19 protein-coding genes, 3 tRNA genes and 2 pseudogenes are annotated in these 26,521 nt (G+C 73.5%); 16 read left to right on the forward strand and 8 right to left on the reverse strand.

Annotated elements, in window-relative coordinates; all coding sequences use genetic code 11:
- Window positions 1-14 precede the first annotated feature (14 nt).
- Both BS73_RS26340 and BS73_RS26345 read right to left on the reverse strand, forming a co-directional pair.
- Window positions 15-737 carry a response regulator gene (locus BS73_RS26340; protein WP_051940680.1) on the reverse strand — a complete coding sequence of 241 codons (723 nt, stop codon included), beginning with the start codon at window positions 735-737 and terminating at the stop codon, window positions 15-17.
- Window positions 734-1,957 (reverse strand): sensor histidine kinase, encoded by a 1,224-nt coding sequence (locus tag BS73_RS26345; RefSeq protein WP_051940683.1) that lies wholly within the window; start codon window positions 1,955-1,957, stop codon window positions 734-736. The genes BS73_RS26340 and BS73_RS26345 overlap by 4 nt, the downstream gene beginning before the upstream one ends.
- 157 nt (window positions 1,958-2,114) lie before the next feature.
- Here BS73_RS26345 and BS73_RS26350 point away from each other — a divergent pair, with 157 nt between their 5' ends.
- From BS73_RS26350 to BS73_RS26375, 6 genes are all read left to right on the forward strand, one after another.
- Window positions 2,115-3,041, forward strand: a complete 927-nt coding sequence (locus BS73_RS26350; protein ID WP_037576581.1) for an ATP-binding cassette domain-containing protein — start codon at window positions 2,115-2,117, stop codon at window positions 3,039-3,041.
- The gene (locus tag BS73_RS26355; RefSeq protein ID WP_051940686.1) at window positions 3,038-4,690 is read left to right on the forward strand and encodes an ABC transporter permease subunit; all 1,653 of its coding nucleotides are present in this window, start codon (window positions 3,038-3,040) and stop codon (window positions 4,688-4,690) included. Before BS73_RS26350 ends, BS73_RS26355 begins: the two co-directional genes overlap by 4 nt.
- Window positions 4,687-5,475: an ABC transporter permease gene (locus tag BS73_RS26360; RefSeq protein WP_037576583.1), complete on the forward strand. Its 789-nt coding sequence runs from the start codon at window positions 4,687-4,689 to the stop codon at window positions 5,473-5,475. Before BS73_RS26355 ends, BS73_RS26360 begins: the two co-directional genes overlap by 4 nt.
- 565 nt (window positions 5,476-6,040) lie before the next feature.
- Entirely contained in the window at window positions 6,041-8,749 is a 2,709-nt protein-coding gene (ppdK, locus tag BS73_RS26365) for a pyruvate, phosphate dikinase (RefSeq protein WP_037576585.1), read from the forward strand.
- Window positions 8,750-9,103: 354 nt separating this feature from the next.
- On the forward strand, window positions 9,104-10,075 hold the full coding sequence (locus BS73_RS26370; RefSeq protein ID WP_037576587.1) for a PAC2 family protein: 972 nt from the start codon (window positions 9,104-9,106) through the stop codon (window positions 10,073-10,075).
- A gap of 216 nt (window positions 10,076-10,291) precedes the next feature.
- Entirely contained in the window at window positions 10,292-11,248 is a 957-nt protein-coding gene (locus BS73_RS26375; protein WP_051940687.1) for an SGNH/GDSL hydrolase family protein, read from the forward strand.
- Window positions 11,249-11,286: 38 nt separating this feature from the next.
- On the opposite strand, the gene BS73_RS26380 is transcribed toward BS73_RS26375, so the two are convergent.
- Window positions 11,287-11,844, reverse strand: a complete 558-nt coding sequence (locus BS73_RS26380; protein WP_051940689.1) for a MarR family winged helix-turn-helix transcriptional regulator — start codon at window positions 11,842-11,844, stop codon at window positions 11,287-11,289.
- A 98-nt stretch (window positions 11,845-11,942) separates the two neighbouring features.
- On the opposite strand from BS73_RS26380, the gene BS73_RS26385 reads away from it, so the two are divergent.
- Window positions 11,943-13,301: an MFS transporter gene (locus tag BS73_RS26385; protein ID WP_063837070.1), complete on the forward strand. Its 1,359-nt coding sequence runs from the start codon at window positions 11,943-11,945 to the stop codon at window positions 13,299-13,301.
- Between the two features lie 48 nt (window positions 13,302-13,349).
- Here BS73_RS26385 and BS73_RS26390 read toward each other — a convergent pair whose 3' ends face one another.
- Complete coding sequence (locus BS73_RS26390; protein WP_037576590.1) at window positions 13,350-14,438, reverse strand: alpha/beta hydrolase; 1,089 nt, start codon at window positions 14,436-14,438, stop codon at window positions 13,350-13,352.
- A 263-nt stretch (window positions 14,439-14,701) separates the two neighbouring features.
- On the opposite strand from BS73_RS26390, the gene BS73_RS26395 reads away from it, so the two are divergent.
- The 6 genes and pseudogenes from BS73_RS26395 to BS73_RS26420 all read left to right on the forward strand — a co-directional run.
- Window positions 14,702-15,661 (forward strand): trypsin-like serine peptidase, encoded by a 960-nt coding sequence (locus tag BS73_RS26395; RefSeq protein ID WP_152617726.1) that lies wholly within the window; start codon window positions 14,702-14,704, stop codon window positions 15,659-15,661.
- Window positions 15,662-15,717: 56 nt separating this feature from the next.
- The gene (locus BS73_RS38370; protein ID WP_161789707.1) at window positions 15,718-15,885 is read left to right on the forward strand and encodes a hypothetical protein; all 168 of its coding nucleotides are present in this window, start codon (window positions 15,718-15,720) and stop codon (window positions 15,883-15,885) included.
- Window positions 15,886-15,970: 85 nt separating this feature from the next.
- Window positions 15,971-17,272, forward strand: a complete 1,302-nt coding sequence (locus tag BS73_RS26405) for a deoxyguanosinetriphosphate triphosphohydrolase (protein WP_037581214.1) — start codon at window positions 15,971-15,973, stop codon at window positions 17,270-17,272.
- A 127-nt stretch (window positions 17,273-17,399) separates the two neighbouring features.
- Window positions 17,400-18,644, forward strand: a complete 1,245-nt coding sequence (locus tag BS73_RS26410; RefSeq protein ID WP_235215534.1) for an NAD(P)/FAD-dependent oxidoreductase — start codon at window positions 17,400-17,402, stop codon at window positions 18,642-18,644.
- Between the two features lie 79 nt (window positions 18,645-18,723).
- Window positions 18,724-20,703, forward strand: coding sequence for a DNA primase (gene dnaG / locus BS73_RS26415; RefSeq protein WP_084704376.1), 1,980 nt, complete (start codon window positions 18,724-18,726; stop codon window positions 20,701-20,703).
- A 467-nt stretch (window positions 20,704-21,170) separates the two neighbouring features.
- Window positions 21,171-22,097: pseudogene (locus BS73_RS26420) on the forward strand (RNA polymerase sigma factor); the annotation flags it as partial.
- 33 nt (window positions 22,098-22,130) lie between these two features.
- On the opposite strand, the pseudogene BS73_RS26425 reads toward BS73_RS26420, so the two are convergent.
- Window positions 22,131-23,563 (reverse strand): annotated as a pseudogene (locus BS73_RS26425) (FGGY-family carbohydrate kinase).
- Between the two features lie 112 nt (window positions 23,564-23,675).
- Window positions 23,676-23,939, reverse strand: coding sequence for a hypothetical protein (locus BS73_RS26430; protein ID WP_037576602.1), 264 nt, complete (start codon window positions 23,937-23,939; stop codon window positions 23,676-23,678).
- A gap of 186 nt (window positions 23,940-24,125) precedes the next feature.
- Here BS73_RS26430 and BS73_RS26435 point away from each other — a divergent pair.
- A tRNA-Asn gene (locus tag BS73_RS26435) sits at window positions 24,126-24,198 on the forward strand.
- Between the two features lie 40 nt (window positions 24,199-24,238).
- A tRNA-Asn gene (locus BS73_RS26440) sits at window positions 24,239-24,311 on the forward strand.
- A gap of 174 nt (window positions 24,312-24,485) precedes the next feature.
- On the opposite strand, the gene BS73_RS26445 is transcribed toward BS73_RS26440, so the two are convergent.
- Window positions 24,486-24,559 (reverse strand) — tRNA-Ile (locus BS73_RS26445).
- Window positions 24,560-24,682: 123 nt separating this feature from the next.
- Window positions 24,683-25,189 carry a MarR family winged helix-turn-helix transcriptional regulator gene (locus tag BS73_RS26450; protein ID WP_037576604.1) on the reverse strand — a complete coding sequence of 169 codons (507 nt, stop codon included), beginning with the start codon at window positions 25,187-25,189 and terminating at the stop codon, window positions 24,683-24,685.
- 119 nt (window positions 25,190-25,308) lie between these two features.
- Here BS73_RS26450 and BS73_RS26455 point away from each other — a divergent pair, with 119 nt between their 5' ends.
- Window positions 25,309-26,343, forward strand: coding sequence for an NADP-dependent oxidoreductase (locus tag BS73_RS26455; RefSeq protein WP_037576606.1), 1,035 nt, complete (start codon window positions 25,309-25,311; stop codon window positions 26,341-26,343).
- The last annotated feature ends 178 nt before the right edge of the window (window positions 26,344-26,521 follow it).

Raw genomic sequence — 26,521 nt, forward strand, 5'->3', positions numbered from 1 at the left:
GGGGCTGCGCTGGCTCAGCCGCCGCGGTTGCCGGGCACCACCAGCCCGGACTCGTACGCGATGACGACCGCCTGGGTGCGGTCGCGCAGGCCGAGCTTCGCCAGTACCCGGCTGACGTGCGTCTTCACCGTCTCCTCGGTGACCACCAGGCGGGCCGCGACCTCCGGGTTGGAGAGCCCCTCTGCGACCAGCCGCAGCACCTGGGTCTCCCGCGGCGTCAGCGCGTCGAGGGCGGGCGGCGGTGCGGACGGCCCGCCGGGCACCGGCCGGGTGCGGGCGAACTCGCTGATCAGCCTGCGGGTGACGGACGGCGCGAGCAGGGCGTCGCCGGCGGCCACCACCCGCACCGCGTCGAAGAGCCGCTCCGCCGTGACGTCCTTGAGGAGGAAGCCGCTGGCCCCGGCGCGTAGCGCGTCGTAGACGTACTCGTCGAGATCGAAGGTGGTCAGGACGAGGATCCGCGGCGCCTCGGGTCCGGCCGCGGGCCCGCTCAGCAGGCGGGTCGCGGCGATGCCGTCCATCCCGGGCATCCGGATGTCCATCAGCACCACGTCCGGGGCGAGTTCGCGGCAGACCGCCACCGCCTCGCCGCCGTCGCGGGCGGTCCCCGCGACGGTGAAGTCCGGCTGGGTGTCGAGCAGGGCGGCGAAGCCCGCGCGCACCACCTCGTGGTCGTCGGCCACCACGATCCGCACGGCGCGGTCCGGAGCAGCGCGGTCCGGTACAGGGACGCTCATCGGCCCGCCTCCTTCGGTGACTCGGCCGACTTCACCGGCAGCCGCGCCTCGACCAGGAACCCGGTCCCCGGCGCGGCGCCGGCCCGCAGCTCGCCGCCGACCGCCGCGGCCCGCTCCCGCATCCCGAGCAGTCCGTGGCCGGCGATCGGGTCCGCCGGGGCCGGTCCGGGGCCCCGTCCCGGTCCCCGTCCCGGGTCCGGTCCCGGCCCGTTGTCGCGGATCCGCAGCCGCAGCCCGTCGGCGCCGTAGTGGACCTCGACGTCCACGGCCGAGCCGGGCGCGTGCCGCCGGGCGTTGGTGAGGGCCTCCTGGGTGATCCGGTACGCGGCCAGCTCCACGCCGGGGTCGAGGGGGACCGGCGGGCCGCGGAAGATCAGGCGGGCCGGGGCGCCCGAGGTGTCCCGCGACTCGTCGACCAGTGGGAGCAGCTGGGCCACGCCCGGCTGCGGCCGCAGGTCGGCGGCGGCCGGACCGGTGTCCTCGCGCAGCACGCCCAGCAGCCGGCGCATCTCGGTCAGCGCCTCGCGCGCGGTGTCGCCGATCGCGGACAGCCGCTGGGCCCCGGCGGCGGGCATCCCGGGCGTGGTCAGCCGGGCCGTCTCGGCCTGCACCGACAGCATCGAGATGTGGTGGGCGACGACGTCGTGGAGTTCGCGGGCGATCCGGGCGCGCTCGCCGCGCGCCGTGTGCTCGACCAGCGTTCCGGCCACCGCCTCGCGCGCGGCGATGTGGACCCGGGCCTCGTCCCGGGCCCGCCGCGCGAATCCGGAGAGGGCGGCCGCCGGTGCGAGGCCCGCGAGCACGGCGGTCAGGAACGCGGCCTCGCCGGCGGACGGGCGCGGCCCGGTCAGCACCAGCACCAGATACGGAGCCGACAGCACCGAGCAGGCCCACCAGCCGCCGCCGGCGCGGTACAGGCAGCCCAGCAGCGCGCAGCAGCCCGCGACCGTCAGGGTGTGGAACAGGGCGGCCGACAGCACGGCCGCCGCGGTCGAGGCGATCGCCGCGGCGGCGGCCGCGCGGGGGCGCGGAACGGAGGCCGCGAGCGGCAGCGCCGTCGCCAGCGCGAGCAGGAGGTAGACCGTCGCCTGCTGCGGAGGCGCGTCGCTGCCGGCCGCGTGGGCGACCGCCTCGGCCGCCGCGACACCGGCGAGCGGGACGCCGACGCGGAGCGGCGTCCACGCGGCGACGGGTATCGGCCTCCGTTTCACGGGCCTCATTCTTCCGTGCGCACCGACGCCGAACGTCCCCGTGAATCGGGAGACGGATGTCCCTCCCACGGGGGATGCGGGGCCCGTCGTCCCCCGTGCCAGCCATCCGGAAGACAGCCGCTGGGCGGGACGTGCCGGGACCCCGGCCGTCCCTAGCCTCTCGGCCATGGAAGCCACCATCGAAGTCGAGGGCCTGCGCAAGCGGTTCGGCCCGACCCAGGCGCTGGACGGGATGACCTTCACCGTCACCCCGGGCACCGTCACCGGGTTCGTCGGTCCCAACGGGGCCGGGAAGAGCACCACCATGCGGGCCGTCCTCGGCCTCGACGCGGTCGACGAGGGCCGCGCACTGGTCGGCGGGAAACCGTACGCGGCCCTCCGCCGTCCGCTCGGCACGATCGGATCGCTGCTGGACGCGGCCGCGCTGCATCCGAGGCGCAGCGCCCGCAACCACCTGCTGTGGCTGGCGCATTCGCAGGGGCTGGGCGCCCGGCGGGTGGACGAGGTGGTCGCCGCCTCCGGTCTCGAGTCGGTGATCCGGCGCCGGGCCGGCGGCTACTCGCTGGGAATGCGCCAGCGGCTGGGCATCGCGGCGGCGCTGCTCGGGGACCCGCCGATCCTGATGCTCGACGAGCCCTTCAACGGCCTGGATCCGGAGGGGATCGTCTGGATCCGCGGCTTTCTGCGCTCGCTGGCCGCCGAGGGGCGCGCGGTGCTGGTCTCCAGCCATCTGATGAGCGAACTCCAGGACACCGCCGGGCACTTGGTGGTGGTCGGGCGCGGGCGGGTGGTGGCCGACACCGGTGTCGCGGAGCTGATCGCGGAGGCCTCCGGCGGCCGCGTCGAGCTGCACACCGCCGAGCGGGCCGCCGCGACGGCCGCGCTGACCGGCGCCGGGGCCACGGTCGCCGTCACCGGCGCCGACACGCTGACCGTCGCCGGGCTCGCCCCCGAGCGGGTGATCGAGGCCCTGAGCCGGCAGAACGTGCCGTTCTCGCAGGTGGCGGCGCACCGCGCGACCCTTGAGGAGGCCTATATGGAGCTGACCCGGAACGACGTCCAGTTCCGCGCGGCCGAGGAGCCGACCCGATGACGGCGGAGACGCACACCGCGGAACCGGTGGCGCCGTACCGCTCGACCGCCGCCGCCGGACGCGACGGCCTCCCCGCCCTGGTCCGCTCCGAGTGGACCAAGTTCCGCACGGTGCGCGGCTGGACGGCCGGGATGGCGCTCGCGGCGCTGATCACCGTGCTGATCGGCCTCCTCGGTCCGCTGGGGACCAGCTCGCAGTGCGAGTCGAGCGGCGGCGGAGGCGGCGGCCACCCCTGCGGGGCTTCGCAGCCGGCGCTGGGTCCGGACGGGCAGCCGGTCTCGGACACCTTCTCCTTCGTCCACCGGCCGGTGACCGGCGACGGCGGCATCACCGTCCGCCTGACCTCGATGCGCGGCTACTACCAGGGCGCGAACGCGGCCCCGGCCGAGTCCCTCGCGGACATGCGGCAGCGGCTCGAACCGTGGGCGCGGGCCGGGATCGTGGTCAAGGCGAGCACCAGACCCGGCGCCCCGTACGTGGCGGTGGTGGTCACCGGGGCGAACGGCGTGCGGATGGAGTCGGACTTCAGCTCCTCCGAGCCCGCGCTCGGCGGCCGCCGCACCGGGAGCACCGTCTCGCCGTCCTCCCCGCAGTGGCTGCGGCTCAGCCGGACCGGCGACTCCTTCACCGGCTACCTCTCGGCCGACGGGACGCACTGGACCGCGGTCGGCAGCAAGACCGTCCGGGGGATCCCGTCGAGGGCGCAGGCCGGGATGCTCGTCTCCTCGCCCGACCACGGTTCGGTCTCCCACCAGTTCGGCGGGACCAGCGTGGACAGCTCGCCGAGCGTCGCGGTGGCCGCCTTCGACCATGTCGGCTTCGCCGGCGCCTGGACCGGCGGCAGCTTCGCCGCGCCGCCCGCGACCGGCCAGGACGCCGGCCCGGCGGGCTCGGCGCTGGTGCGGAACACCTACACCCGCTCCGGCGGGGAGTACCGGGTGGAGGGCTCCGGTGACATCGCCCCGGGCACGGCCGCCACGGTGGGCGACGCCAAGTCCCTGGAGAGCGCGCTGATCGGGGTGTTCGCCGGCTTGATCGCGGTGGTCGCGGTAGCGGTGCTGACGATCACCTCGGAGTACCGGCGCGGCCTGATCCGCAGCACCTTCAGCGCCACCCCGCGGCGCGGGGCCGTGCTGGCCGCGAAGTCCACGGTGGTGGGTGCGGTGGGGTTCGCGGTCGGCCTGGTGTCCGCCGGGATCGCGGTCCCGCTGGTCAGGGCGATGAACACGGCCAAGGGCAGCTATGTGCTGCCGGCGTCGGCGGGGGCCGAGGCGAGGGTGGTCGTGAGCACGGCCGTGCTGCTGGCGCTCGTCGCGGTGTTCGCGGTGGCGGCCGGGACGCTGCTGCGGCGCGGCGCCGGGGCGGTCGCGGCGGTGATCGCGCTGGTGGTGCTGCCGTACGTGCTCGCGACCGCCTCGGTGCTGCCGGCCGGGGCGTCGGAGTGGCTGCTGCGGCTGACGCCGGCGGCCGGCTTCGCCGTGCAGCAGACCCTGGCGGTGTACCCGGGCTACGCCGAGGCGGCGTCCGGTTACACCCCCGCGGCCGGCTACTACCCGCTCGCGCCCTGGGCCGGTCTCGCGGTGACCGCCGCGTACGCCGCCCTGGCGGCGGGGCTCGCCTGGTACGCCCTGCGCCGGAGGGACGTGTGAGCGCCTGCGCGGGCGCGGTCCACGCCGAGTGGACCAAGCTGCGGACCGTGGCCGGACCGCTCTCGCTGACGGCGGCGGCGGTCGTGCTGACCGTCGCTCTGGGCGTGGTCGCCGATCTCGCCGCCTCCTGCGGCGGTCCCGGCTGCGCGGCGGACCCCGCCAGGACCGCGTTCACCGGGGTGATGCTGGGTCAGGCGCTGGTCGTGGTGGCGGCCGTGACGGCGATCGGCTCCGAGTACGGCAGCGGAATGATCGCCACCTCGCTCGCGGCGGTCCCGCGACGGCTGACCGGTCTGGCCGCCAAGGCCGCGGTCGTCGGCGGGGCGGTGCTGACGGCGGCGCTGCTCGCGGTCGCGGGGAGCCTGGCCGCCGGCTGGCTGATCCTGCCGGGGCGCGGCTTCACCGCGGCGAACGGGAGCGCGCTGTCGTCCCTCGCGGACCCCGCGCTGCTGCGGGCCGCGGTCTGCACCGTCCTCTACCTGTGCCTCGTCGCCCTCCTCGGCCTCGGCGCGGCCTACGCGGTGCGGGACTCGGTGGCGGCGACCGGCCTCGTCCTGGGACTGCTCTACCTCTTTCCGATCGTGGCGCGGGTGGTCGGGGATCCGGCCTGGCACAGGCGCCTGGAGCGGCTCGGCCCGATGACCTCAGGCCTGGCGGCCCAGACCGTCAGGGACGTGGCCGCCCAGCCGATCACGCCCTGGCACGGCATCGGCGTCGTCGCCCTCTGGGCGCTGGCCGCGCTGGCCGCCGGCGGCGCGACGCTGCGGGCACGCGACGCGGAGTGAAGCGTGCGGACCCGGCCTGCCGCCGCGCGCAGTTCCCCGCGCCCCTGATTCGCTGCCCCTTCGGGGCGCAGCCAGGGGCGCGGGGAACTGCGGGCGGCAGCCCCGTGAATGTCACCGTCAGGTGGACAGCCGTCGACGCTGCGTGAGGATACGTACGCAGAACGAGTGAGACATCCGGGTGACGCTGGACACATATTCGGCCGGGGGCCCACGCCCCGACCGCTCCGCGCTCCCCGCGCGCCTGCGGATCGCTTCCCGAACGAGCGCGTTTGCGCTGCTCGCGCCCCGTATCCAGAAAATCAAGACCGCGGTGGCGGCCGTCACCCAGCGAAGCGTTCCCTCCTGGGGCTTGTCTGATCTTGTGCATTCATGCGTTCAAGAGTTGAACGAATAGTAGCGTCAGACCGACGATTTCAGGATCACAGGCGTTTCTCCTTCGAAGGCATGCAATCGATCGCGCAAGGGGCCGTTCGGCGCTTCGAAGGCCCGTTAGGCAGGCGAAAGCGCCTTGGGATCTGGGTATGTTCATCCACGTCAGGGCAATCGTGCGGCAGGAGACCGACCCGTGGCGGCGAAGCAGAAACTCGTCTACGACTTCACCGAGGGCAACAAGGACCTCAAGGACCTCCTCGGCGGTAAAGGCGCGAACCTCGCCGAGATGACCAACCTCGGCCTGCCGGTCCCTCCCGGCTTCACCATCACCACCGAGGCCTGCAAGACGTACCTGGAGAAGGGCGACGAGCCGGCCTCGCTCCGCGACGAGGTGAGTGCGCACCTCGACGCCCTGGAGCAGAAGATGGGCAAGAAGCTCGGCCAGGCCGACGACCCGCTCCTCGTCTCGGTGCGCTCGGGCGCCAAGTTCTCGATGCCCGGGATGATGGACACCGTTCTCAACATCGGCCTCTCGGACGCCTCGGTCGGCGGCCTCGCCGCGCAGGCCGGGAACGAGCGGTTTGCCTGGGACTCGTACCGCCGGCTCATCCAGATGTTCGGCAAGACCGTGATGGGCGTGGACGGCGACCGGTTCGAGGAGGCGCTGGAGGCCGCCAAGCAGGGCAAGGGCACCAGCAACGACCTGGAACTCGACGCCGGCGACCTCAAGGTGCTGGTCAAGGCATTCAAGGGGATCGTCCGCGAGGACACCGGCCGGGACTTCCCGCAGGACCCGCGGGAGCAGATGGACCTGGCCATCCGCGCCGTCTTCGACTCCTGGAACGGTGACCGCGCCCGCCTCTACCGGCGCCAGGAGCGCATCCCGAACGACCTGGGCACGGCCGTCAACGTCTGCTCGATGGTCTTCGGCAACCTCGGCCCCGACTCCGGCACCGGCGTCGCCTTCACCCGCGACCCCTCCACCGGGCACCAGGGCGTCTACGGCGACTACCTGCAGCACGCCCAGGGCGAGGACGTGGTGGCGGGCATCCGCAACACCGTCCCGCTGGCCGATCTGGAGAAGCTGGACAAGAAGTCCTACGACGAGCTGATGGCCATCATGGCCACCCTCGAGAACCACTACCGCGACCTCTGCGACATCGAGTTCACCATCGAGCGCGGAAAGCTCTGGATGCTGCAGACCCGGGTCGGCAAGCGCACCGCCGCGGCCGCCTTCCGGATCGCCGTCCAGCTGGTCGACCAGGGCCTGATCGACCTGGACGAGGCGCTCACCCGGGTCAACGGGCAGCAGCTCGCCCAGCTGATGTTCCCGAGGTTCGACGAGAACACCAAGGCCGAGTACGTGGCCTGGGGGATCGCGGCCTCGCCGGGCGCGGCGGTCGGCAAGGCGGTCTTCGACAGCTACACCGCGGTGAAGTGGTCGCGGTCGGGCGAGAAGGTGATCCTGGTCCGCCGGGAGACCAACCCGGACGACCTGGACGGCATGATCGCCGCCCAGGGCATCCTGACCTCGCGCGGCGGCAAGACCTCGCACGCCGCCGTGGTGGCCCGCGGGATGGGCAAGACCTGCGTCTGCGGTGCCGAGGAGCTGGAGGTCGACACCAAGAAGCGGCGCTTCACCACGCCGGACGGGCGGGTCGTCGAGGAGGGCGACCTGATCTCGATCGACGGCTCGACCGGCAAGGTCTACGTGGGCGAGGTGCCGGTCGTGCCCTCGCCGGTGGTCGAGTACTTCGAGGGGACCCTCCACGCCGGCGCCGACGAGCAGGGCGGCCTGGTCAAGGCCGTGCACCGGATCATGGCGCACGCCGACGAGCGCCGGATCCTGCGGGTACGCGCCAACGCGGACAACGGCGAGGACGCCAACCGCGCCCGCCGGTACGGCGCCCAGGGCATCGGCCTGTGCCGCACCGAGCACATGTTCCTCGGCGAGGAGCGGCGCAAGGAGGTCGAGCACCTGATCCTGGCCGACAACGACAAGGACCGGGAGACGGCGCTGAAGACCCTGCTGCCGCTGCAGAAGGGCGACTTCGTCGAGCTCTTCCAGGCGATGGACGGGCTGCCGGTGACGGTGCGCCTCCTCGACCCGCCGCTGCACGAGTTCCTGCCGGACATCACCGAGCTGTCCGTCCGGGTGGCGCTCGCCGAGGCGCGGAAGGACCCGAACGAGAACGACCTGCGCCTGCTGCAGGCCGTCCACCGGCTGCACGAGCAGAACCCGATGCTGGGGCTGCGCGGCGTCCGGCTCGGGCTGGCCATCCCCGGCCTGTTCTCCATGCAGGTGCGGGCGATCGCGGAGGCGGCGGCCGAGCGGAAGCTGGCCGGCGGCGACCCGCGGGCGGAGATCATGATCCCGCTGGTCGGCACCGTCCAGGAGCTGGAGATCGTCCGGGACGACGCGGAGACGGTGCTGGCCGACGTCGAGCGGACGCACAACGTCGAGCTGGACATCAAGCTCGGCACGATGATCGAGCTGCCGCGGGCCGCGGTGACGGCGGGTCAGATCGCCGAGGCCGCCGAGTTCTTCTCGTTCGGCACCAACGACCTCACCCAGACGGTGTGGGGCTTCAGCCGGGACGACGTGGAGGCCTCCTTCTTCACGGCCTACCTGGAGAAGGGGATCTTCGGGGTCAGCCCGTTCGAGACCATCGACCGGGACGGCGTCGGCGCCCTGGTCAAGCAGGCCGTCGAGGCCGGCCGGGCGACCAGGCCCGACCTCAAGCTCGGCGTCTGCGGCGAGCACGGGGGCGACCCCGACTCGGTGCACTTCTTCCACGAGGTGGGCCTGGACTACGTGTCCTGCTCGCCGTTCCGGATCCCGGTGGCACGGCTGGAAGCCGGTCGGGCCGCCGTACAGACCGCGGGCAGCGACTCGCGCTGAAACCCTCCGCCGGGCCCGTCGCCCGCCCCACCGCACCGAGCATCGGTACCCGGGTGGGGCAGGGCGCGGGAACCCTCACCCGGCGTCAGCGCGAGCTGCCTCACCGCCCCCGCCACCTGAGCTGACATCGGCAGGAAGGGAGAGCGGAGCAGCTGCCCGCACCACCGCGCGGCGGAGCTCGGCGCAGGGTAGCCGCCGCGTATGCCGGGGCGTGGCACTGGACAACGGCGTCCGGTGCCGCGCCCCGGCCCTGTGCTTCTCGCGTACGTCTCGTGCGCTCCGCCCATCGGGGCCCCCGGACGGGAATGTCGGACGCTCCGGGGATGCTTATCCGTGCTGAAGGCAACGAATCAGATGGGGTGCGCGGTGCGCGAACGCGATCCGAGGGATCTGTACACGCTCGAACCTGGGGCGACCGAGGCACTCGCCGAGGCGTTCGGCGGGGACTCCGACGGGGGCGGGCCGGCGCTGCTCTACTTCTTCGAGGGCTTCATGGACGCCGGTGAGGTCGGCGAGCAGATCTCCGAGTACCTCCTCGGCGACGCCGACCGGCGGCTGATCGCCTCCTTCGACACCGACCGCCTGGTCGACTACCGGGCCCGCCGGCCGCCGATGGTCTTCGCCCGCGACGAGTGGATCTCATACCAGCCGCCGGTGCTCGACCTCTATCTGGTGCACGACGCGGTGGGGGTGCCGCTGCTGCTGCTCTCCGGCCCCGAGCCGGACGTCGAGTGGGAGCTCTTCGCCTCCGCCGTGCGGGATCTGGCGCAGCGGCTCGGGGTGCGGCTGGCGGTGAACTTCCACGGGATTCCGATGGGGGTTCCGCACACTCGCCCGGTCGGGCTCACCCCGCACGGCAACCGGCCGGGGCTGATGGGCGACCACCCGCGCTGGTTCCAGTCCGCGCAGGTGCCGGGCAGCGCCGCCGCGCTGGTCGAACTCCGGCTCGTCGAGGCGGGGTTGGGCGCGCTGGGCTTCGCCGCGCATGTGCCCCACTACCTGGCGCGGGACGCGTACCCGCCGGCGGCGGTGGCCGTGCTGGAGGCCGTGCAGGCGGCCACCGGTCTTGTGCTGCCGGGCGCCGAGCTGCGGGCCGCGGCCGAGCGGACCCGGGAGGAGGTCGACCGCCAGGTCGAGGAGGGCGGCGGCGAGCTGCGCTCGGTGGTGACCGGCCTGGAGCAGCAGTACGACGCCTTCGCGGGCGCGGTGGAGCGGGGCAGCCTCCTCGCCGAGACCGCGGACCTGCCGTCCGCCGAGGAGCTGGGCGACGCCTTCGAGCGCTTCCTGGCGGAGCGCGAGGACCCGGGAGACGGACCGCTCTCCTGACGGTCCGTACCGATCCGCGCCCACTGCCTGTCGAACTGCCGTAGACCAGGCGTTCGTCTCCCGTTCGACTGGCGTCTCCCTGGCGGCACATGGAGCACGGGGGTTACGCGACAGGTGTGAGTCCTGTCACCCGGACCGCACCGAACTTCGGAATCCGGGTACGGAGGACGCAGCATCGGATGGGTGAGGGTTTCGCGGGTGATCCGGGGGAGGACTATGAAGTGGCGGACGAGGGGTGCCGCGGTCGCGAGTGGGCTGCTGGCGCTCGGCGTCCTGTCCGGCTGCGGACTGGAGTCGCAGGGGGCCAAGACGCTCGGCGCGGTGGGCGGTGACTCGCCGAGCCCGCAGCGGCAGGCGGCGTTCGCCCCGTACGTCGCCCTCGGCGACTCGTACACCGCGGGGCCGATGATCCCCCACCAGGAGGGCAGTCCCAAGGGCTGCCGCCGGTCCAGCAGCAACTACCCGTCCGTGGTGGCCAGGCAGCTCGGCCTGTCCGGCGCGGACTTCCGGGACGTCAGCTGTTCGGGCGCGACCGCCGAGGAGATCGCGTACGGGCAGCGGCAGAAGGTCTCCGGCGGGACCGCGCCCGCGCAACTGGCCGCGCTCTCCGGGAACACCAGGCTGGTGACGGTCGGGGCCGGGGGCAACGACGTCGGGTACTTCGACGTGCTGGAGACCTGCGCGCGGCTGGGCATCGCGGCGACCGCCCTGGGCGACGCCGGCGCGGAGACCGCGCCCTGCCGCGACCACTACGGGACCGGCGGGCTGGACGGGCGGATCCAGCAGGCCGGGGCCACCATGGCGGATCTGCTGCGGGCCGTGAAGGAGCGGGCGCCGCGGGCGCGGGTGCTGGTCGTCGGCTATCCGGCGATCTTCCCCGAGCACAACGGCAGCTGCGGGTCGCTGCTGATGACCGGCGGGGACCTGCCCTACCTCCGGGGCCTCGAGGAGGAGCTCAACGCGGAGCTGCGGAGGCAGGCGCTGACGGCGGGGGACGAGTACGTGGACACCTACGGGCCGTCGATCGGCCACGACGCCTGCGAGGTGGCGGACGCCCGCTGGGTCGAGCCGCTGCTGCCCTCGCGGGACGCGTCGCCGCTGCATCCCAACTCCGTCGGCGAGGCGGGGATGGGCCAGGCGGTCCTCTCCGTGCTGCGCGCCCGCACGAGCTGACGGCCCGCTAGCCGCGCGGGCGGCGCTGCCTCCGGGGCCTACGGCTGGTCGAGGTCGTCGGTGCGGCCGGTGGCGTCCGGCTGGGTCGCCTCGACGCGGACCAGCATCCGGGTCAGCATCGCGGCCATGGCCTCCCGGTCGGCGGCCTCCAGGTCGCTGAGGAGCTCCTCCTCGAAGCCCGAGGCCAGGCGCATCGCCTCAAGCCACTTGTCGCGGCCCTTGGGGGTCAGCTCGATGATCACGCGGACCCGGTTGGACTCGTCCCGGGTCCTGGTGACCAGGCCGTCGTCGAGCATCCGGTCGATCCGGTGGGTCATCGCCGCCGGCGTCAGGCCGAGCCGCTTGGCCAGCTCCCCCGGCGTCAGCCGGTACGGGCGGCCGGCGAGGACGAGCTCCTTGAGGACCTCCCACTCGGCGTTGGTGATGTCCAGCGTGCGCAGCTGGCGGGCGTAGGCGAGGTCCATCCGGCGGTTCAGCCGGAAGATCGCCGCGACGATCCGCTCGACCTGCGGGTCGATGTTGGGGAACTCGCGGCGGTAGCGCGCGACGTGGCGGTCCAGGTCGCGTACGGCCGCAGGCACCTTCGGCTCGGTCATGCCGCCAGTATCGCATTCAATTCGTTAGCGTCGAAGCCTTCGGGCCTGTATTCTTTAGCTTCGAAGTCTTCGGACGTGTATGAGCGGAGGTGTGGAGAGTGACCACGGTGATCACGAAGTCGACGGTGGAGGCGCCGCGTGCCCTGCGAAGGGTGCAGGTGGGGAACGCTCTGGCAGCGTTCGGCGCCGGTTTCACCGTGCCCTTCATCTACGTCTACGCGACCGAGGTCCGGCATCTCAGCGCCGGCGTGGGCGGCGCCCTGTTCAGCATCTGGGCGGTGGCCGCGCTCCTCGTCCTGCCGGTCATCGGCAAGGTGGTGGACCGGCGCGGGCCGCAGCCGGTGCTGGTCGCGTCCTGTCTGCTGGCCGCCGCGGGGTCGATCGGCTTCGGGTTCTCGCACGGGCCCGCGGCCATCATGATCTTCGCCGCGCTGTTCGGCGCCGGGATCGCCGGCGAGCAGCCGGTGCTTGCCACCATGGTGGCGCGGTGCACCGAGCCCGGCGGCCGGGCGAAGGCCTTCGCGTTCCAGTTCTTCCTGAACAACCTGGGGCTCGGCATCGGCGGGCTGCTCGGCGGGCTGATCGTCGACCCGTCCCGGCCCGCCAGCTTCGAGGTGCTGTTCTGCATCGAGGCCGCGATGATCCTGGTGCTCGCCGGGGTGGCCGGGACGGTCCGGCTGCCGCAGGTGGGCTCGCTCCAGGTCGAGGTGCCGGAGTCGGCGGAGGCCGCGGCCACCGCTGCCGCCGCCACCGCGGCCGCGGGCGGCGGGGGCTACCGGGCGATGCTGCGGGACCGCGCCATGGTCGGGGTGTGTGTGCTGGCCATGGTGATCTTCTTCAGCTGCTACGGGCAGTTCGAATCCGGCCTGGCGGCCTTCGCCACCAGCGTCACCAAGATCTCGCCGAGCACCCTCGGCTTCGCCCTCGCCGCCAACACCGCGGTGATCGTGGTCGGCCAGCTGCTGGTGCTGCGGATCACCGGGCGGCGGCGCCGCTCCTCGGTGATCGCCGTGGTCGGATTGATCTGGCTGGCCGCCTGGGCGCTGGCCGGGGTCTCCGGGCTGGTCGGCCCGGGCACCGCGCTCGCCACCGCCGCGATCCTGGGGACGTACATGCTGTTCGGGGCCGGCGAGATGCTCCTCTCCCCGGTGCTCGGCCCGCTGGTCGCGGACCTGGCGCCGGCGAGCCAGCTCGGGCGCTACAACGCGGCCTTCGCCGGGGTGCGGCAGGTCGCCATGGTGGCCGGACCGGCCTTCGCCGGTCTGATGGTCGGCATGCGGGCGTACCCGGAGTACCTCGGCATCCTGTTCCTCTGCACGATCGGGGTCAGCGTCCTCGCGCTGCGGCTCGGACGGCGGCTGACGCCGGTGCAGAACGGACTGGTGAAGGTCGAGTCGGTGGAGCCGGCGGTGCGCCGGGCCGAGCTGGAGCGGGAGAGCACCGTCCCGGTCGCCTGACGCCGCGTCAGGTCGGCGTCAGGTCGGCGTCAGGTCCTCACGTCTGATTCACAACCGGCCGGCCGTCTTCTTCACGGCCGGCGGCGCCGGGTTCGGCAGGTGCTCGCTGAGCCAGGGGAAGACCACCGGGTACATCCGCAGCCAGGTGTTCCAGTTGTGGCCGCCCTGGGCGAGGATCAGCGTCGCGACCGTGGCCGGGGCCCGGACCGCCCGCTTCAGCGCCTCGATGTTGGCCGGCTTGCTGTACTTGTCCTGGCGCGAGGTGGCGAGGAAGAGCGAGACGTCCGGACGGCCGTGCTTCGCCAGGTACAGCGGGCTGTTGAGTTCCCGGGTACGGGCGTCCGGCAGGGCGGACCTGTCGCCGGTGAAGGGGTCCGGGCTCATCGCGGCCCCGGTGGCGAACACCTTCGGGTACTGCAGCGGCAGCTTCGCCGCGCAGAAGCCGCCGGTGGAGAGGCCGAGGAGGCCCCAGGCGTGGGCCTGGCGCTGCACCCGGAACTGGCTGCCGACCAGCTCCGGCACGTCCTGCGACAGCCAGCTGCCGACCCGGCGTTCAGGAGTGTCGCTGCAGGTGGTGTCGATCGAGCCGGGGTCGATCACCGGCATCACCAGGATGAACGGCTTGATCTCGTGCTGACCGAGCATCTGCTCGACGGCGCCCGGGATGTCCCCACCCTCCAGCCAGGACTGCGGGGAGCCGGGCACGCCGTGCAGCAGCATCACCACGGGGAAGTCGTCCTTGCGGTACTGCGGCTCGGAGTACTGCGGCGGAGTCCAGACCAGGACCTGGCCGGAGAGCTTGGAGTGGGAGCCGCGGAAGTAGGTGTCCAGCACCCCGTTCTGCGCCCGGGTGAACTTGGCCCGGGAGGCGGGCGGACCGGGCATCGCGGCGGTGGCCGAGCCGTTGTCGTTGCCGAGGAGGTCGTTCCAGGACGAGTAGAGGCCGTAGCTGTTGTTGATCCACACCGCCACCACGCAGATCGCCGTGGCCTGGCAGATCAGGATCAGCACCAGCCGGGCCGTCCAGCGCAGCGCGCGCGGACCCCGCATCCGCCCCCACAGCAGCAGGGTTGCGGCCACCGCCAGAACGGTGAGGACCGCGAGCAGGATGAGGAACGGGGTTCCGGTCAGGCTCAATTCGGGCTCCTGCTCGGTCTGTCACGTAATGCTCGGTTCGTTCTCGCCGACGATAGTCGGCGACCGTGGGCCGCACGGTTCCCAGACGCGCAGGTCACACACCCTCCCCTTACCGGCTTACTCGGCTCTGGCAGCATCGTGACGCAACCGGGGCGATCCGACGCGGCCGATGCGGTAGGTGGTACCCGCGGGGCGCCGGGCCGAATACCATCCGAGGTCGGGGCCGCCGAAGCCCACGGCCGGCCGGAGAGGGGAACGAACGGGTGTCTCGGCTGACAGGGCGACAGCTGCGCGGTCTGCGAAGGCTGCTCGGGGTGGCCGTGGTCGCCGTTCTGCTGGTGGTCGTCTTCGAGCGGATGGGCGGCAGCGCGTCGAGCACCCCGGCGGCCGGGCATCCGGCGCCCACCCCCACCGGGTCGGTGCCCTCGCCGGGGGCGGACGACCGGTTGCGCGGGCTGCCGCAGGGCGCGCGGGTGCCGGAGGCGCTGGTCGCGCCCAGCCCGGCGGACTCGCCGAGCGCCGTTCCGTTCACCGGGCTGATGCCGCAGGTGGGGGCGCTCTTCAGCCTCGACTCCAACGGGCAGCCGAGCCGGCACTTCTGCACCGGCAGCGTGGTGGACAGCCCGAAAGGGGACGTGATCGCCACCGCGGCGCACTGCGTGATAGACCCCGGCGGCGGGCAGCAGGCCGGGTCCAAGGGCGCCTTCGACTTCGTGCCCGGCTACCACGACGGGCAGTCGCCGTACGGGCTGTGGGCGCCCGTGGAGGTGCTGGTGGACCCACGGTGGAGCGGCGGCGGGAACCCTGACTACGACATCGCCTTCGTGGTGCTGCGGCAGGTTCGGCCGGGGGCACCCGGGCAGTCCGGTCGCAGCCTGCAGGCGCTGGTGGGCGCGGACCCGATCGGGTTCGGCTCGGCGGACGCGGAACCGGGGGTGGTCGGGGCCATCGGGTACCCGGTCTCCGCGGACCGGCCGATCGCCTGCCTCAACGCGACCCGGCCGTATAACCCCAACCAGTCCGAGTTCGACTGCGGCGGCTTCGAGAACGGCAGCAGCGGGGGGCCGCTGCTGCGCGGGATCTCGCCGGACACCGGGACGGGGACGCTGGTCGGGGTGATCGGCGGCTACCAGGAGGGCGGGGACTCGGCGGACGTGTCCTACGCGGCGCATCTCGGGCCGGACATCGAGGCGCTCTACCGGCGGGCGGTCGCCGTTTCTTGACTGGGCGTCACCGAGGAGCAACCGTGCGGAAACAGCGGGGCGCGAGGCTCTTTCGCATGGAGACCGAGACGGAGACGGAGCCCCTTCCCGAGCTGCGGCAGCCGCGGCAGCGGCGGGAGCCGGAGGCGGCGGGTGAGCCGGGCGTGCCCGAGCTGGCCACACAGGGCGAGCTGCTCGCGCGGATAGCCGCCCAGCTGATCGCCCCGCGGCGGGCGCGCGCCTGACCTCCCTTCGCCCCTGCGCCTTCGGCGCCGCGCTCGGGGCGTCTTCGGGGCTGTTGTCGGTGGGGCGGGGTAGCTTGGGTAGGTGGTGGATGTCGGGGCTTGGGGCGCGGCGCGCAGCGCGCACTATGACGCCAACGCGGAGGCGCGTTGGGTTCCGGAGCCGGATAAGCGGCCCGGACGCACCGCGTTCCAGCGCGACCGCGCGCGGCTGCTGCACTCCGCCGCGCTGCGCCGGCTCGCCGGCACCACCCAGGTGGTCGCCCCGATGGAGCGCGATTTCCCGCGGACCCGGCTGACGCATTCGCTCGAATGCGCCCAGGTGGGGCGGGAGTTGGGGGCCGCGCTCGGCTGCGACCCGGACCTGGTGGAGACCGCCTGCCTGGCCCACGACATCGGCCACCCGCCCTTCGGGCACAACGGGGAGCAGGCGCTCGCGGTGGCCGCCGCGGCCTGCGGGGGGTTCGAGGGGAACGCGCAGAGCCTGCGGGTGCTGACCCGGCTGGAGCCCAAGCGGTTCGCGCCGGCCGGCGAGCTCACCGACCGCGGCGGTCCGCGCCCCGGCCGGAGCGTGGGGCTGAACCTCACCCGCGCGGCGCTGGACGCGGCGACCAAGTACCCGTGGCCGCTCGGCGGCGCCCCGGAGAGCACCCGGGAGCCGGGCAAGTTCGGGGTGTACGCCGAGGACCTGGCGGTCTTCCGCTGGCTGCGGCGGGGCGCGCCCCCGCTGCGGCGCTGCTTCGAGGCGCAGGTGATGGACTGGTCCGACGACGTCGCCTACTCGGTGCACGACGTGGAGGACGGACTGCAGGCCGGCTTCATCGACCCGCGGGCCCTCGCCTCCCTCCCCGAGCGGGAGGAGGTCTTCGCCGTCGCCGCCGGCCGCTACGCCCCGGGCGCGGAGCCCGGCGAGCTCGCCGAGGCGCTGGACCGGCTGCTCGGCCAGGAATGGTGGCCCGCCCGCTACGAGGGCAGCGCCCAGGACCGGGCCCGGTTGAAGGACGCCACCAGCCAGCTGATCGGCCGCTTCTGCCTGGCCGCCGAGGGCGCCACCCGGGCGGCCTTCGGCACCGGCCCGCTCACCCGCTACGCCGCCGACCTGGTGGTCCCACCGGAGGTGCGGGCGGAGTGCGCGGTGCTCAAGGCGGTCGCGGACCGGTTCGTGATGCAGCGGCCGGACCAGGAGGAGCTCAGATCCGGGCAGCGGGTGGTGATCGCGGAGCTCGCCGAGGTGCTGATCCGCACCGCCCCCGAGGGGCTGGACCCGGTCTTCCGCGCGCACTTCGACGCGGCCGGGGACGACGGCGAGCGGCTGCGCACGGTCATCGACCAGATCGCCGTGCTCACCGACGCGTCGGCGCGCGCGCTCCACCGCCGTCTGGTCAATTGAACGGGGTTGCGGGACCCTTCGGCCTAGCCGGAACAGGCACGACGGGGCATCGCACAGAGAGTCGACGTCGACACGAGCGGACGGGAGACCGCGGGTGGTCAACTCAGTGGACGCACACCAGACTTACGTGATCGTCGGAGCCGGTCTGGCCGGCGCCAAGGCCGCCGAGGCGCTGCGGTCCGAGGGCTTCTCCGGGAGAGTGATCCTGGTCGGCGACGAGCGCGAGCACCCGTATGAGCGGCCCGGGCTCTCCAAGGGCTATCTGACCGGCAGCGAGGAGCGCTCCTCGCTCTTCGTCCACGAGTCCTCCTGGTACGCCTCGCGGGAGGTCGAGCTCCACCTCGGCCAGCCCGCCGTCCGGCTGGACCCGCGGACCCGCGAACTCGCCCTCGCCGACGACACGGTGCTCGGCTACGACCGGCTGCTGATCGCCACCGGCGCCACCCCGCGCCGCCTCCCGGTGCCGGGTGCGGACCTCGGCGGCATCCACTACCTGCGGAAGCTCTCGGACGCGGAGCGGCTGCGCGGTTCGCTGCAGGCGCTGGGCCGGGAGAACGGCCGGCTGCTGGTGATCGGCGGCGGATGGATCGGCCTGGAGGTGGCCGCGGCCGCCCGCGGCTACGGCGCCGAGGTGACCGTCGTCGAGCAGCAGCCCACCCCGCTCCACCAGGCGCTGGGCCCGGAACTCGGCGAGTTCTTCGCCCAGTTGCACCGGGACCACGGGGTGGACCTCCACACCGGCCGCGGGATCGCCTCCTTCGAGGGCCAGGACGGCATGGTGCTCGCCGCGCACACCGAGGACGGCGACGAGCTGCCCGCCCACGCGGTGGTGGTCGCGGTCGGCGCGGTGCCGGAGACCGGCCTCGCCGAGGCCGCGGGCCTGGCGGCGGCCGACCGGGCGGAGGGCGGCGGGATCGCCGTCGACTCGGCGCTCCGCACCTCCGACCCGGCGATCTTCGCCGCGGGCGACGTGGCCAACGCCGAGCACCCGGTCTTCGGCCGCCGGCTGCGGGTCGAGCACTGGGCCAACGCGCTCAACGGCGGCCCGGCGGCGGCGCGCTCCATGCTCGGCCAGGAGGTCGTCTACGACCGGATCCCGTACTTCTTCACCGACCAGTACGACCTGGGGATGGAGTACTCGGGCTTCGCCGCGCCCGGCGCCTACGACCGGGTGGTGGTCCGCGGCGACCTCGGCAAGCGCGAGTTCATCGCCTTCTGGCTGGCCGGCGACGGCCGGGTGCTGGCCGGGATGAACGTGAACGTGTGGGACGTCACCGAGCCGATCCAGCGGCTGGTGCGGTCGGCGCGCCCGGTGGACGTGGACGCGCTGGCGGATCCGGGGCGGCCGCTGGAGACCCTGCTGCCGAAGTGACGGCCGCGCCGGGGCGGGGCCGCCGGGGAGTCCGCGGCGGGCCTGCCGGGTTGTCGGCGGGCGCCCGTAGACTTCTCCTGTGGCAGGCGGTGGCGGGCGGATCCGGGACGAGGACGTGCAGGCGGTGCGGTCCGCCGTGCGGATCGACGCCGTGGTGGGCGAGTACGTCCAGCTCACCTCGGGGGGCGGGGCCCAGCTGAAGGGGCTCTGCCCGTTCCACGACGAGAAGTCGGCGTCCTTCTACGTCAACCCCTCGAAGGGCGTCTACAGCTGCTTCGGCTGCGGCGAGGGCGGCGACACGATCAAGTTCGTGATGTCGATCGAGCACCTCACCTTCGTCGAGGCGGTCGAGCGGCTGGCCGCCCAGATCGGCTACACCCTGCGCTACGAGGGCGGCGGGTACCAGCCCGGCCGGCAGAAGGGCGAGCGCACCCGCCTGCTGGAGATCAACAAGCTGACCGCGGCCTGGTTCACCGAGCAGCTCGGCACGCCCGAGGCGGAGATCGGCCGGCGCTTCCTCAAGGAGCGCGGCTTCGAGGCGGAGGCCGCCCAGCACTTCGGCATCGGATACGCGCCCGGCGGCTTCGAGAACCTCACCCGCTTCCTCCGCGGGAAGGGGTACACCGACAAGGAGCTGCTGGTCAGCGGCGTCTGCTCGGAGGGTCGGCGGGGGCCGATGGACCGCTTCCGCGGCCGCCTGGTCTGGCCGATCAAGGACATCACCGGGGAGGTCGTCGGCTTCGGCGCCCGCAAGCTGCGGGAGGACGACAACGGGCCGAAGTACCTCAACACCCCGGAGACCCCGCTCTACCGCAAGTCCCAGGTGCTGTACGGGCTGGAGCTGGCCAAGAAGGAGATCGCCAAGAGCGGCCGGGCGGTCGTCGTGGAGGGCTACACCGACGTGATGGCCTGCCATCTGGCCGGGGTCACCACCGCCGTCGCCACCTGCGGCACCGCCTTCGGCGAGGAGCACATCAAGATCCTCCGTCGGCTGATCATGGACACCTCCTCCTACAAGGGCGAGGTGGTCTTCACCTTCGACGGTGACGCCGCCGGGCAGAAGGCCGCGCTGCGGGCCTTCGAGGACGACCAGAAGTTCGCCGCCAAGACCTCGATCGCCATCTCGCCCGGCGGCATGGACCCCTGCGAGCTGCGGCTCGCCCAGGGCGACGCGGCCGTGCGCAACCTGGTCGACCACCCGGTGCCGCTCTTCGAGTTCGCCATCAAGACGGTGGTGGCCCGGCACAACCTGGAGACCGCGGAGGGCCGGGCGGCCGCCCTGGAGGAGGCCGCGCCGATCGTCGGCCGGATCCGGGACGGCTCGGTGCAGCACGAGTACGCGGTCAAGCTGGCCGGCCTGGTCGGCATGCTGGACGAGCAGTTCGTGGTCCGCCGGGTGGGCAGGATCGCCCGCTGGGAGCGGGAGCGGCAGTCCTCCGGCGGCGGGGGAGGGCGGAACGGCGGGGCTCCGGCGGGGCCGGGCGGCCCCGGCGCCCCCGGGCCGGGCGGGTACCAGGCGTCCTCCGGCGGCGCTCTCAGCGGCGCGGAGGCGGCCGCGGAGCTGCGGAGGAACGCGCGGAACCCGGTCCAGTTCGTGGAGCGCGAGCTGCTGAAGATCGCCCTCCAGCATCCGGCGATGGTGGCCCCGATCTTCGACGCCTTCACCGCAGAGGAGTTCGCCACCGGCCCGTACGTCGCCGTCCGGCAGGCCGTCGCGGCGGCCGGCGGGGTCGCCGCGGGCGCGGCGGCGCCGGACGCCTGGCTGCCCGCGGTCCAGGACGTGGCCCCGGACGACCGGCTGCGCGGCCTGATCACCGAGCTGGCGGTGGAGCCGCTGCGCCAGGGCCGCGGGCGCGAGGTCGACGAACTCTACGCTCAGCAGTTCCTGGTCCGGCTCCGCCAGCAGGCGGTGGACCGGAGGATCCAGGAGGTCCGCAGCTACCTCCAGCGGCTCGGCCCGGGTGCCGACCAGGAGGCCCTGGGCCCGGTGCAGAACGAGCTGTGGGCCCTCCAGCAGTACGCCCAGGCGCTGCGGGTCCAGGGGGCCCAGGCGCTCTGACGGTCGCCGACGGCAGCCGTTCGTGATCAGACGATCACGGAGTGTTGGAAAAAGAGGCCGCACGACCCTCGGCCGGGGAGCGCGCTTGGCGCACACTGGTTTCGGTGTCCCAGCCCTTACGCAATCCCTCGCCCAGAGGTCGCGACGCGCGCCCATCACACACGCGTTCCGCGGCCGGAAGGGAACGACGTGGACCTCGCGACCGTCCCCCGTACCGCCACCGGCCGCGTTGCGGTGGTTACGCCGCCGGAGGAGGGCGACGTGACCGAACGCCACGCCGCCGACGAACCGCTCCCCCCGGAGCCGGAACCGGCGCCCGAGGCCGCCACCGGCGCCGCGCCCGAAGCCGCCACCGGACGGGCCCCGAGGCCCCGGGGGCGCGGGAGGCGCCGGAGATCCGCGAGGCGCCGGAGATCCGCGAGGCCGAGACCGACAACGACGACCCCGGGCCCTCGCTGGACGACGTGGCCGGCCCGTCCGCCGACCTCTTCCGCCAGTATCTGCGCGAGATCGGCCGGGTGCCGCTGCTCACCGCCGCCGAGGAGGTGGAGCTGGCCCGCGCGGTCGAGGCCGGCCTCTTCGCGGAGGAGCACCTCAACCGCCGGCTCGGCGGACTCGGCGAACTGGACGCCCAACTCACCGACGAGCTCGACCGGTTGGTGGTCCTCGGCCGGATGGCCAAGCGCCGGCTGATCGAGGCCAACCTCCGGCTGGTCGTCTCGGTGGCCAAGCGCTATGTCGGGCGCGGACTGACCATGCTGGACCTGGTGCAGGAGGGCAACCTCGGCCTGATCCGCGCCGTGGAGAAGTTCGACTACGCGCGCGGCTACAAGTTCTCCACCTACGCCACCTGGTGGATCCGCCAGGCGATGAGCCGGGCGCTGGCCGACCAGGCCCGCACGATCCGCGTCCCGGTGCACGTCGTCGAGCTGATCAACCGGGTGGTGCGGGTGCAGCGGCGCCTCCTCCAGGAGCACGGGTACGAGCCGACGGCGGCGGAGGTCGCGGCGGTGCTGGAGATCCCCGAGGAGCGGGTCGGCGAGGTGCTGCGGCTGGCCCAGGAGCCGGTCTCGCTGCACGCCCCGGTCGGCGAGGAGGACGACGTCGCGCTCGGCGACCTGATCGAGGACGGGGACGCCGCCTCGCCGGTCGAGTCCGCCGCGTTCATGCTGCTGCGCGAGCATCTGGAGGCCGTGCTGTCCACCCTCGGAGAGCGCGAGCGGAAGGTGGTCCAGCTGCGGTACGGGCTGGTGGACGGGCGTCCGCGGACGCTGGAGGAGATCGGCCGGCTGTTCGGGGTGACGCGCGAGCGGATCCGCCAGATCGAGTCCAAGACCCTCAACAAGCTCCGCGACCACGCCTTCGCTGACCAGCTCCGCGGCTACCTCGACTGAGGGACCGGCATCCGGAGGCGTGGCCGCCGGGCGCTACGCCTTCGGATACAGCTGGTCGCGGGTGGCGGCGTACTGCTCGCGGACCGCGGCGCCGAGGGCGGTCTCCTCGCCCGGGTCGACCGTCGTGCAGCCCTCCAGCGGCCACAGCGGCGGGTCGGCGCCGCCCGCCAGCGCCCACGCGGCCTGGCGGGCCGCCCCCGGGACGCCCAGTCGCCGGTCGGCGGGACCACCACCGGGACCCCGAAGACCTGGGCCGCGATCCGCTGCACCGCCTCCAGCCGGCCGGCCGAGCCCAGCAGGAAGACCCGGCGCACCGTCACCCCGCGTTCGCGCAGCAGGTCGAGGCCGTCCGCGAGTCCGCACAGCATCCCCTCCACGGCCGCCCGGGCCAGATGCTCGGGCGCCATCGAGTCCTCCCGCAGCCCCGCGAGGGTGCCCGCCGCCTGCGGCAGCGCGGGCGTGCGCTCCCCGCGGAGATACGGCAGCAGCACCAGCCCGCGCGCCCCCGGCGTCGAGCGCAGCGCCAGCTCGCCCAGCCCCTCGGCGTCGGTGTCCAGCAACTGGGCGGTGGCCCGCAGCACATGGGCCGCGTTCAGGGTGACGACGGTCGGCAGATGGCGTCCGGTCGCGTCGGCGTACGGCGCGATCAGCCCGGCCGGGTCCGGCAGCGTCTCCCGGTGCGGGGCGTACACCGTCCCGGAGGCCCCGAGCGACACCACCGCGTCGCCGGGGACCAGGCCCAGGCCCAGCGCGACCGCCATCCCGCTGCCCGTGCCGGCGGAGATCAGCAGGCCCTCGGGGCTGGTGCCGGCGGCCGCGCCGGGCGGCAGCACCTCGGGCAGCTGGGGAGCCTCCGCGCCCAGGGCGCGGGCGGCCAGCTCCGGCCGGTACGCCGAGTCGAGCGGCGACCAGTAACCCGTGCACGAGGCGTCCCCGCGGTCGGTGGTCGGGCGGGCAGGACGGCCCAGCAGCTGCCAGACCAGCCAGTCGTGGGGTTGCAGCACCAGCCTTACCCGGCGGGCGAGTTCCGGCTCCTGGCGGGCCAGCCAGCGGAGCTTGGCGAGCACGCCGGTGGCCGCCGGTGGCCCGCCGATCACCCGCGCCCAGGCCTCCGCCCCGCCGGCCTCCGCGCAGAGGTCCGCGGCGGAGCCGGCCGCCCGCCGGTCGCCGCGGAGGATGGCCGGCCGGACCGGTGCGCCGTCCGCGTCCAGCGCGACCAGCGACTGCGACTGCGCGGCGACGCCGATCGCCTGGACGTTCTGCAACCGGTTGCCGCCCGCCGCCGCGCCGAGCGAGCGCAGCCAGGACTCCGGGTCGATCTCGCTGGTGTGCCGCTCCGGCGCCGGGGCGCCGGGGTGCGGGGCGCGGTTGTCCGCGCGGTCTGGCAGCGGCGCCCCGGTGTCCGTGTCCCGGACGGTGAGCGTCGTACTGCGGGCGGAACTGTGGAAACCCGCGACGATCGGCATGAGCGGATTGTGTCAGGTCCGGCGGCGGAATCCTGCCGCCGGGGTAGCTGACGGGCCGTCAACTGACATTTCAGTCAGCGCTCGTACAGCGTTCGTACGGCGCTCGCCTGGCTCAGCGGCCGGGCGCCGAGTCCCAGTCGGCCGCGCCGTCCTGCTGCCGGCGCAGGCCGGGGATCCGGTCGGTCACCGCCGGCGGCAGCCGGTCGCCGAGCTGGCTGCCCACCGCGTCCCGCGCCGACCTGGTCGCCTTCTGCACGGCCGGGCTCTGCGAGAGGTCCCGGGCCGACTTGCGGATCTGCTCGTAGCGCTCCCGGCCGGCCCGTGCGCCGAGCACGTATCCGAACGCGAGACCGCAGAGGAAGGAGAGCTTGCGCATGGTGCCACCGCCGCCTTTCTGCTTGCTGCTGCTGTGTTCCGGAGGTTACGGGGAGCCGCTCCGGGCCGCTCCTCCGCCACGCCGCCGCGGCGGGCCGCGAGGGCGGTGGAGATCGGATTGGCGGAGCACCCCCCCACGTGCGCTAATGTATGACCCGCAGCGGACGCCGTGAGGCGCCCCCCGCAGTCCCGCATAGCTCAATTGGCAGAGCAGCCGGCTGTTAACCGGCAGGTTATTGGTTCGAGTCCAATTGCGGGAGCGTCCGGCCCGGGTGGATGCCCGGGTCTGGGGCGGAGCGATCCCGCATAGCTCAATTGGCAGAGCAGCCGGCTGTTAACCGGCAGGTTATTGGTTCGAGTCCAATTGCGGGAGCTTGATCCCGAAGGCCCGCAGCGAGCAAGCTGCGGGCCTTCCTGCGTTCCTGACGGCTCGCCGCGCCGGTTCCGGCCGGAGCCTGCCCATTCGAGTGAAAAACGGCCTGTCGGTTCGAGGACCGACAGGCCGTTGGGCTAGCGTGTGGGCTGGTCGCACCGCGTCTAGCGAAGGTGGGGCGGGTGGGACTCGAACCCACGACCAAGGGATTATGAGTCCCCTGCTCTAACCGGCTGAGCTACCGCCCCGTGGCCGGCGTGCGAACGCGTGTGCGCGCAGCCGCCAGCACAAGCGGCCCGCGTGGGGCCGCTCCGCCGCAGCATAGCTGGTCACCTGCGCTCCGCGCGCGCCGGCTTCGATCTGAGGGCTCGTCAATCGTCCGCGGTGGGCGCGGTGGGCGCGGCATCGCTCCGCTCGGCGCCGTCCTCCGGCCTGGCCGCTTCCAGGGTGCGGCGGAGGAGATCGCGGAGCTGCTCGCGCTCGGCGGGGGAGAGGGCGGCCAGTGGGGCGCGGGCGAAGCCCAGGGTGGAGCGGAGGTCCTCGGCGGCGCTGCGGCCCGGCTCGGTGAGGCGGACCAGCTTCACCCGGCGGTCCCGCTCGCCCCGGATCCGTTCGACCAGTCCGCGGTTCTCCAGCCGGTCGACGATCCCGGTGATGTTGGACGGCTCGCAGCTGAGCCGCTCGGCGAGGTGCCGCATCGGCTGGGGGTCGCGGGCGAGCAGCGAGAGCACCTTGGCCTGCGCCGCGGTGAGCGAGCGGTCCGCCGCCGCGGCCTCGTAGTCCTGGTGGAAGGCCGCGACCAGCTCGGCCATCAGCCCGACGACCTCCGCCGTGAGGGGGTCCCCGGCGGTGCTCGCGGTGGGTGTCTCAGCTGCCATGACCTCGAGTCTAGGCGGGACGGGCAGATGTTTGACATCGTGAACTTTCGGCTGCACGGTTGCAGGAGCCATTACTTCAGCACGGAAACCTTTTGTGCTCTCGAGAGGAGCATCCCCGTATGTCGCAGCAGGCTGTGCCCGCCACCGAGCAGCCCAAGACCGCCCGCGCCTGGACCCTGGTCCGGCGCCCCAAGGGCTGGCCGGTGGCCGAGGACTTCGAGCTCGCCGAGCTGTCGCTGCCGGAGCTGGGCGCCGGGCAGATCCTGGTGGCCAACGAGTTCTTCTCGGTCGACCCCTACATGCGCGGCCGGATGAACGACGTGAAGTCGTATGTGCCCCCCTTCCAGCTGGGGCAGCCGATGGACGGCGGGGCCGTCGGCCGGGTGCTGGCCTCGACCGCGGACGGGTTCCAGCCCGGCGACTCCGTGCTCCACCAGCAGGGCTGGCGGGACCACGCGGTGCTGGACGCCGCCCAGGCGGTCAAGGTCGACCCCGAGCTCGCCCCGATCAGCACCTACCTGGGCGCCCTCGGGATGACCGGTCTGACCGCCTACGCGGGACTGCTGCGGGTCGGCGGCCTCAAGGAGGGCGACACCGTCTTCGTCTCCGGCGCGGCCGGCGCGGTCGGCAGCATGGTCGGGCAGATCGCCAAGCTGCGCGGGGCCGCCAAGGTGATCGGCAGCGCCGGCTCCCCGGAGAAGGTGCGCAAGCTGGTCGAGGAGTACGGGTTCGACGAGGCCTTCGACTACAAGCAGGGCCCGGTCGCCGAGCAGCTGCGGAAGGCCGCCCCGGACGGCATCGACGTCTACTTCGACAACGTCGGCGGGGACCACCTGGAGGCCGCGATCGGCTCGCTCAAGGTGCACGGCCGGGTGGTGGAGTGCGGAATGATCGCGCAGTACAACGCGACCGAGCCGCCGGCCGCCCCGCGCAATCTGGCGCTGGTGATCGGCAAGCGGCTGCGGATCGAGGGACTGCTGGTCCGGGACCACTTCGACCTCCAGCCGGAGTTCGTCGACGAGGTCGGCGGCTGGCTGCGGGAGGGGCGGATCGCCTTCGACGAGACGGTGGTGGACGGCATCGACCGGGCCGTGGACGCCTTCTTGGGGCTGTTGCGCGGTGAGAACATCGGCAAGATGCTGGTCCGGGTCTGACCGGTTCCGGTCACTGCGAGTGATGTTGACGGTCCGTCAGGATGCCGCCGTTCGGGCGGTTCCGACGGACCGTCACCCGTGGCGCGGCCGCTCGGGGTAGCGTGGGCCGGGTTGGATCCCTTCGGCCATCCGCCACTTGACGGAGGGTGAGAAGTTGCCCGTTTTGTCCACATAAGTG

It is taken from the genome of Phaeacidiphilus oryzae TH49 (assembly GCF_000744815.1).
In the GTDB taxonomy this organism is placed as follows: Bacteria; Actinomycetota; Actinomycetes; order Streptomycetales; family Streptomycetaceae; genus Phaeacidiphilus; species Phaeacidiphilus oryzae.

Excerpts from the sequence above, each read along its gene's own strand:
- BS73_RS26340 (WP_051940680.1), bottom strand. The coding sequence starts at position 737 with ATGAGCGTCCCTGTACCGGACCGCGCTGCTCCGGACCGCGCCGTGCGG.
- BS73_RS26345 (WP_051940683.1), bottom strand. The coding sequence starts at position 1,957 with ATGAGGCCCGTGAAACGGAGGCCGATACCCGTCGCCGCGTGGACGCCG.
- BS73_RS26350 (WP_037576581.1), top strand. The coding sequence starts at position 2,115 with ATGGAAGCCACCATCGAAGTCGAGGGCCTGCGCAAGCGGTTCGGCCCG.
- BS73_RS26355 (WP_051940686.1), top strand. The coding sequence starts at position 3,038 with ATGACGGCGGAGACGCACACCGCGGAACCGGTGGCGCCGTACCGCTCG.
- BS73_RS26370 (WP_037576587.1), top strand. The coding sequence starts at position 9,104 with ATGGGGTGCGCGGTGCGCGAACGCGATCCGAGGGATCTGTACACGCTC.
- BS73_RS26375 (WP_051940687.1), top strand. The coding sequence starts at position 10,292 with ATGAAGTGGCGGACGAGGGGTGCCGCGGTCGCGAGTGGGCTGCTGGCG.
- BS73_RS26380 (WP_051940689.1), bottom strand. The coding sequence starts at position 11,844 with ATGACCGAGCCGAAGGTGCCTGCGGCCGTACGCGACCTGGACCGCCAC.
- BS73_RS38370 (WP_161789707.1), top strand. The coding sequence starts at position 15,718 with ATGGAGACCGAGACGGAGACGGAGCCCCTTCCCGAGCTGCGGCAGCCG.
- BS73_RS26430 (WP_037576602.1), bottom strand. The coding sequence starts at position 23,939 with ATGCGCAAGCTCTCCTTCCTCTGCGGTCTCGCGTTCGGATACGTGCTC.
- BS73_RS26450 (WP_037576604.1), bottom strand. The coding sequence starts at position 25,189 with ATGGCAGCTGAGACACCCACCGCGAGCACCGCCGGGGACCCCCTCACG.
- BS73_RS26455 (WP_037576606.1), top strand. The coding sequence starts at position 25,309 with ATGTCGCAGCAGGCTGTGCCCGCCACCGAGCAGCCCAAGACCGCCCGC.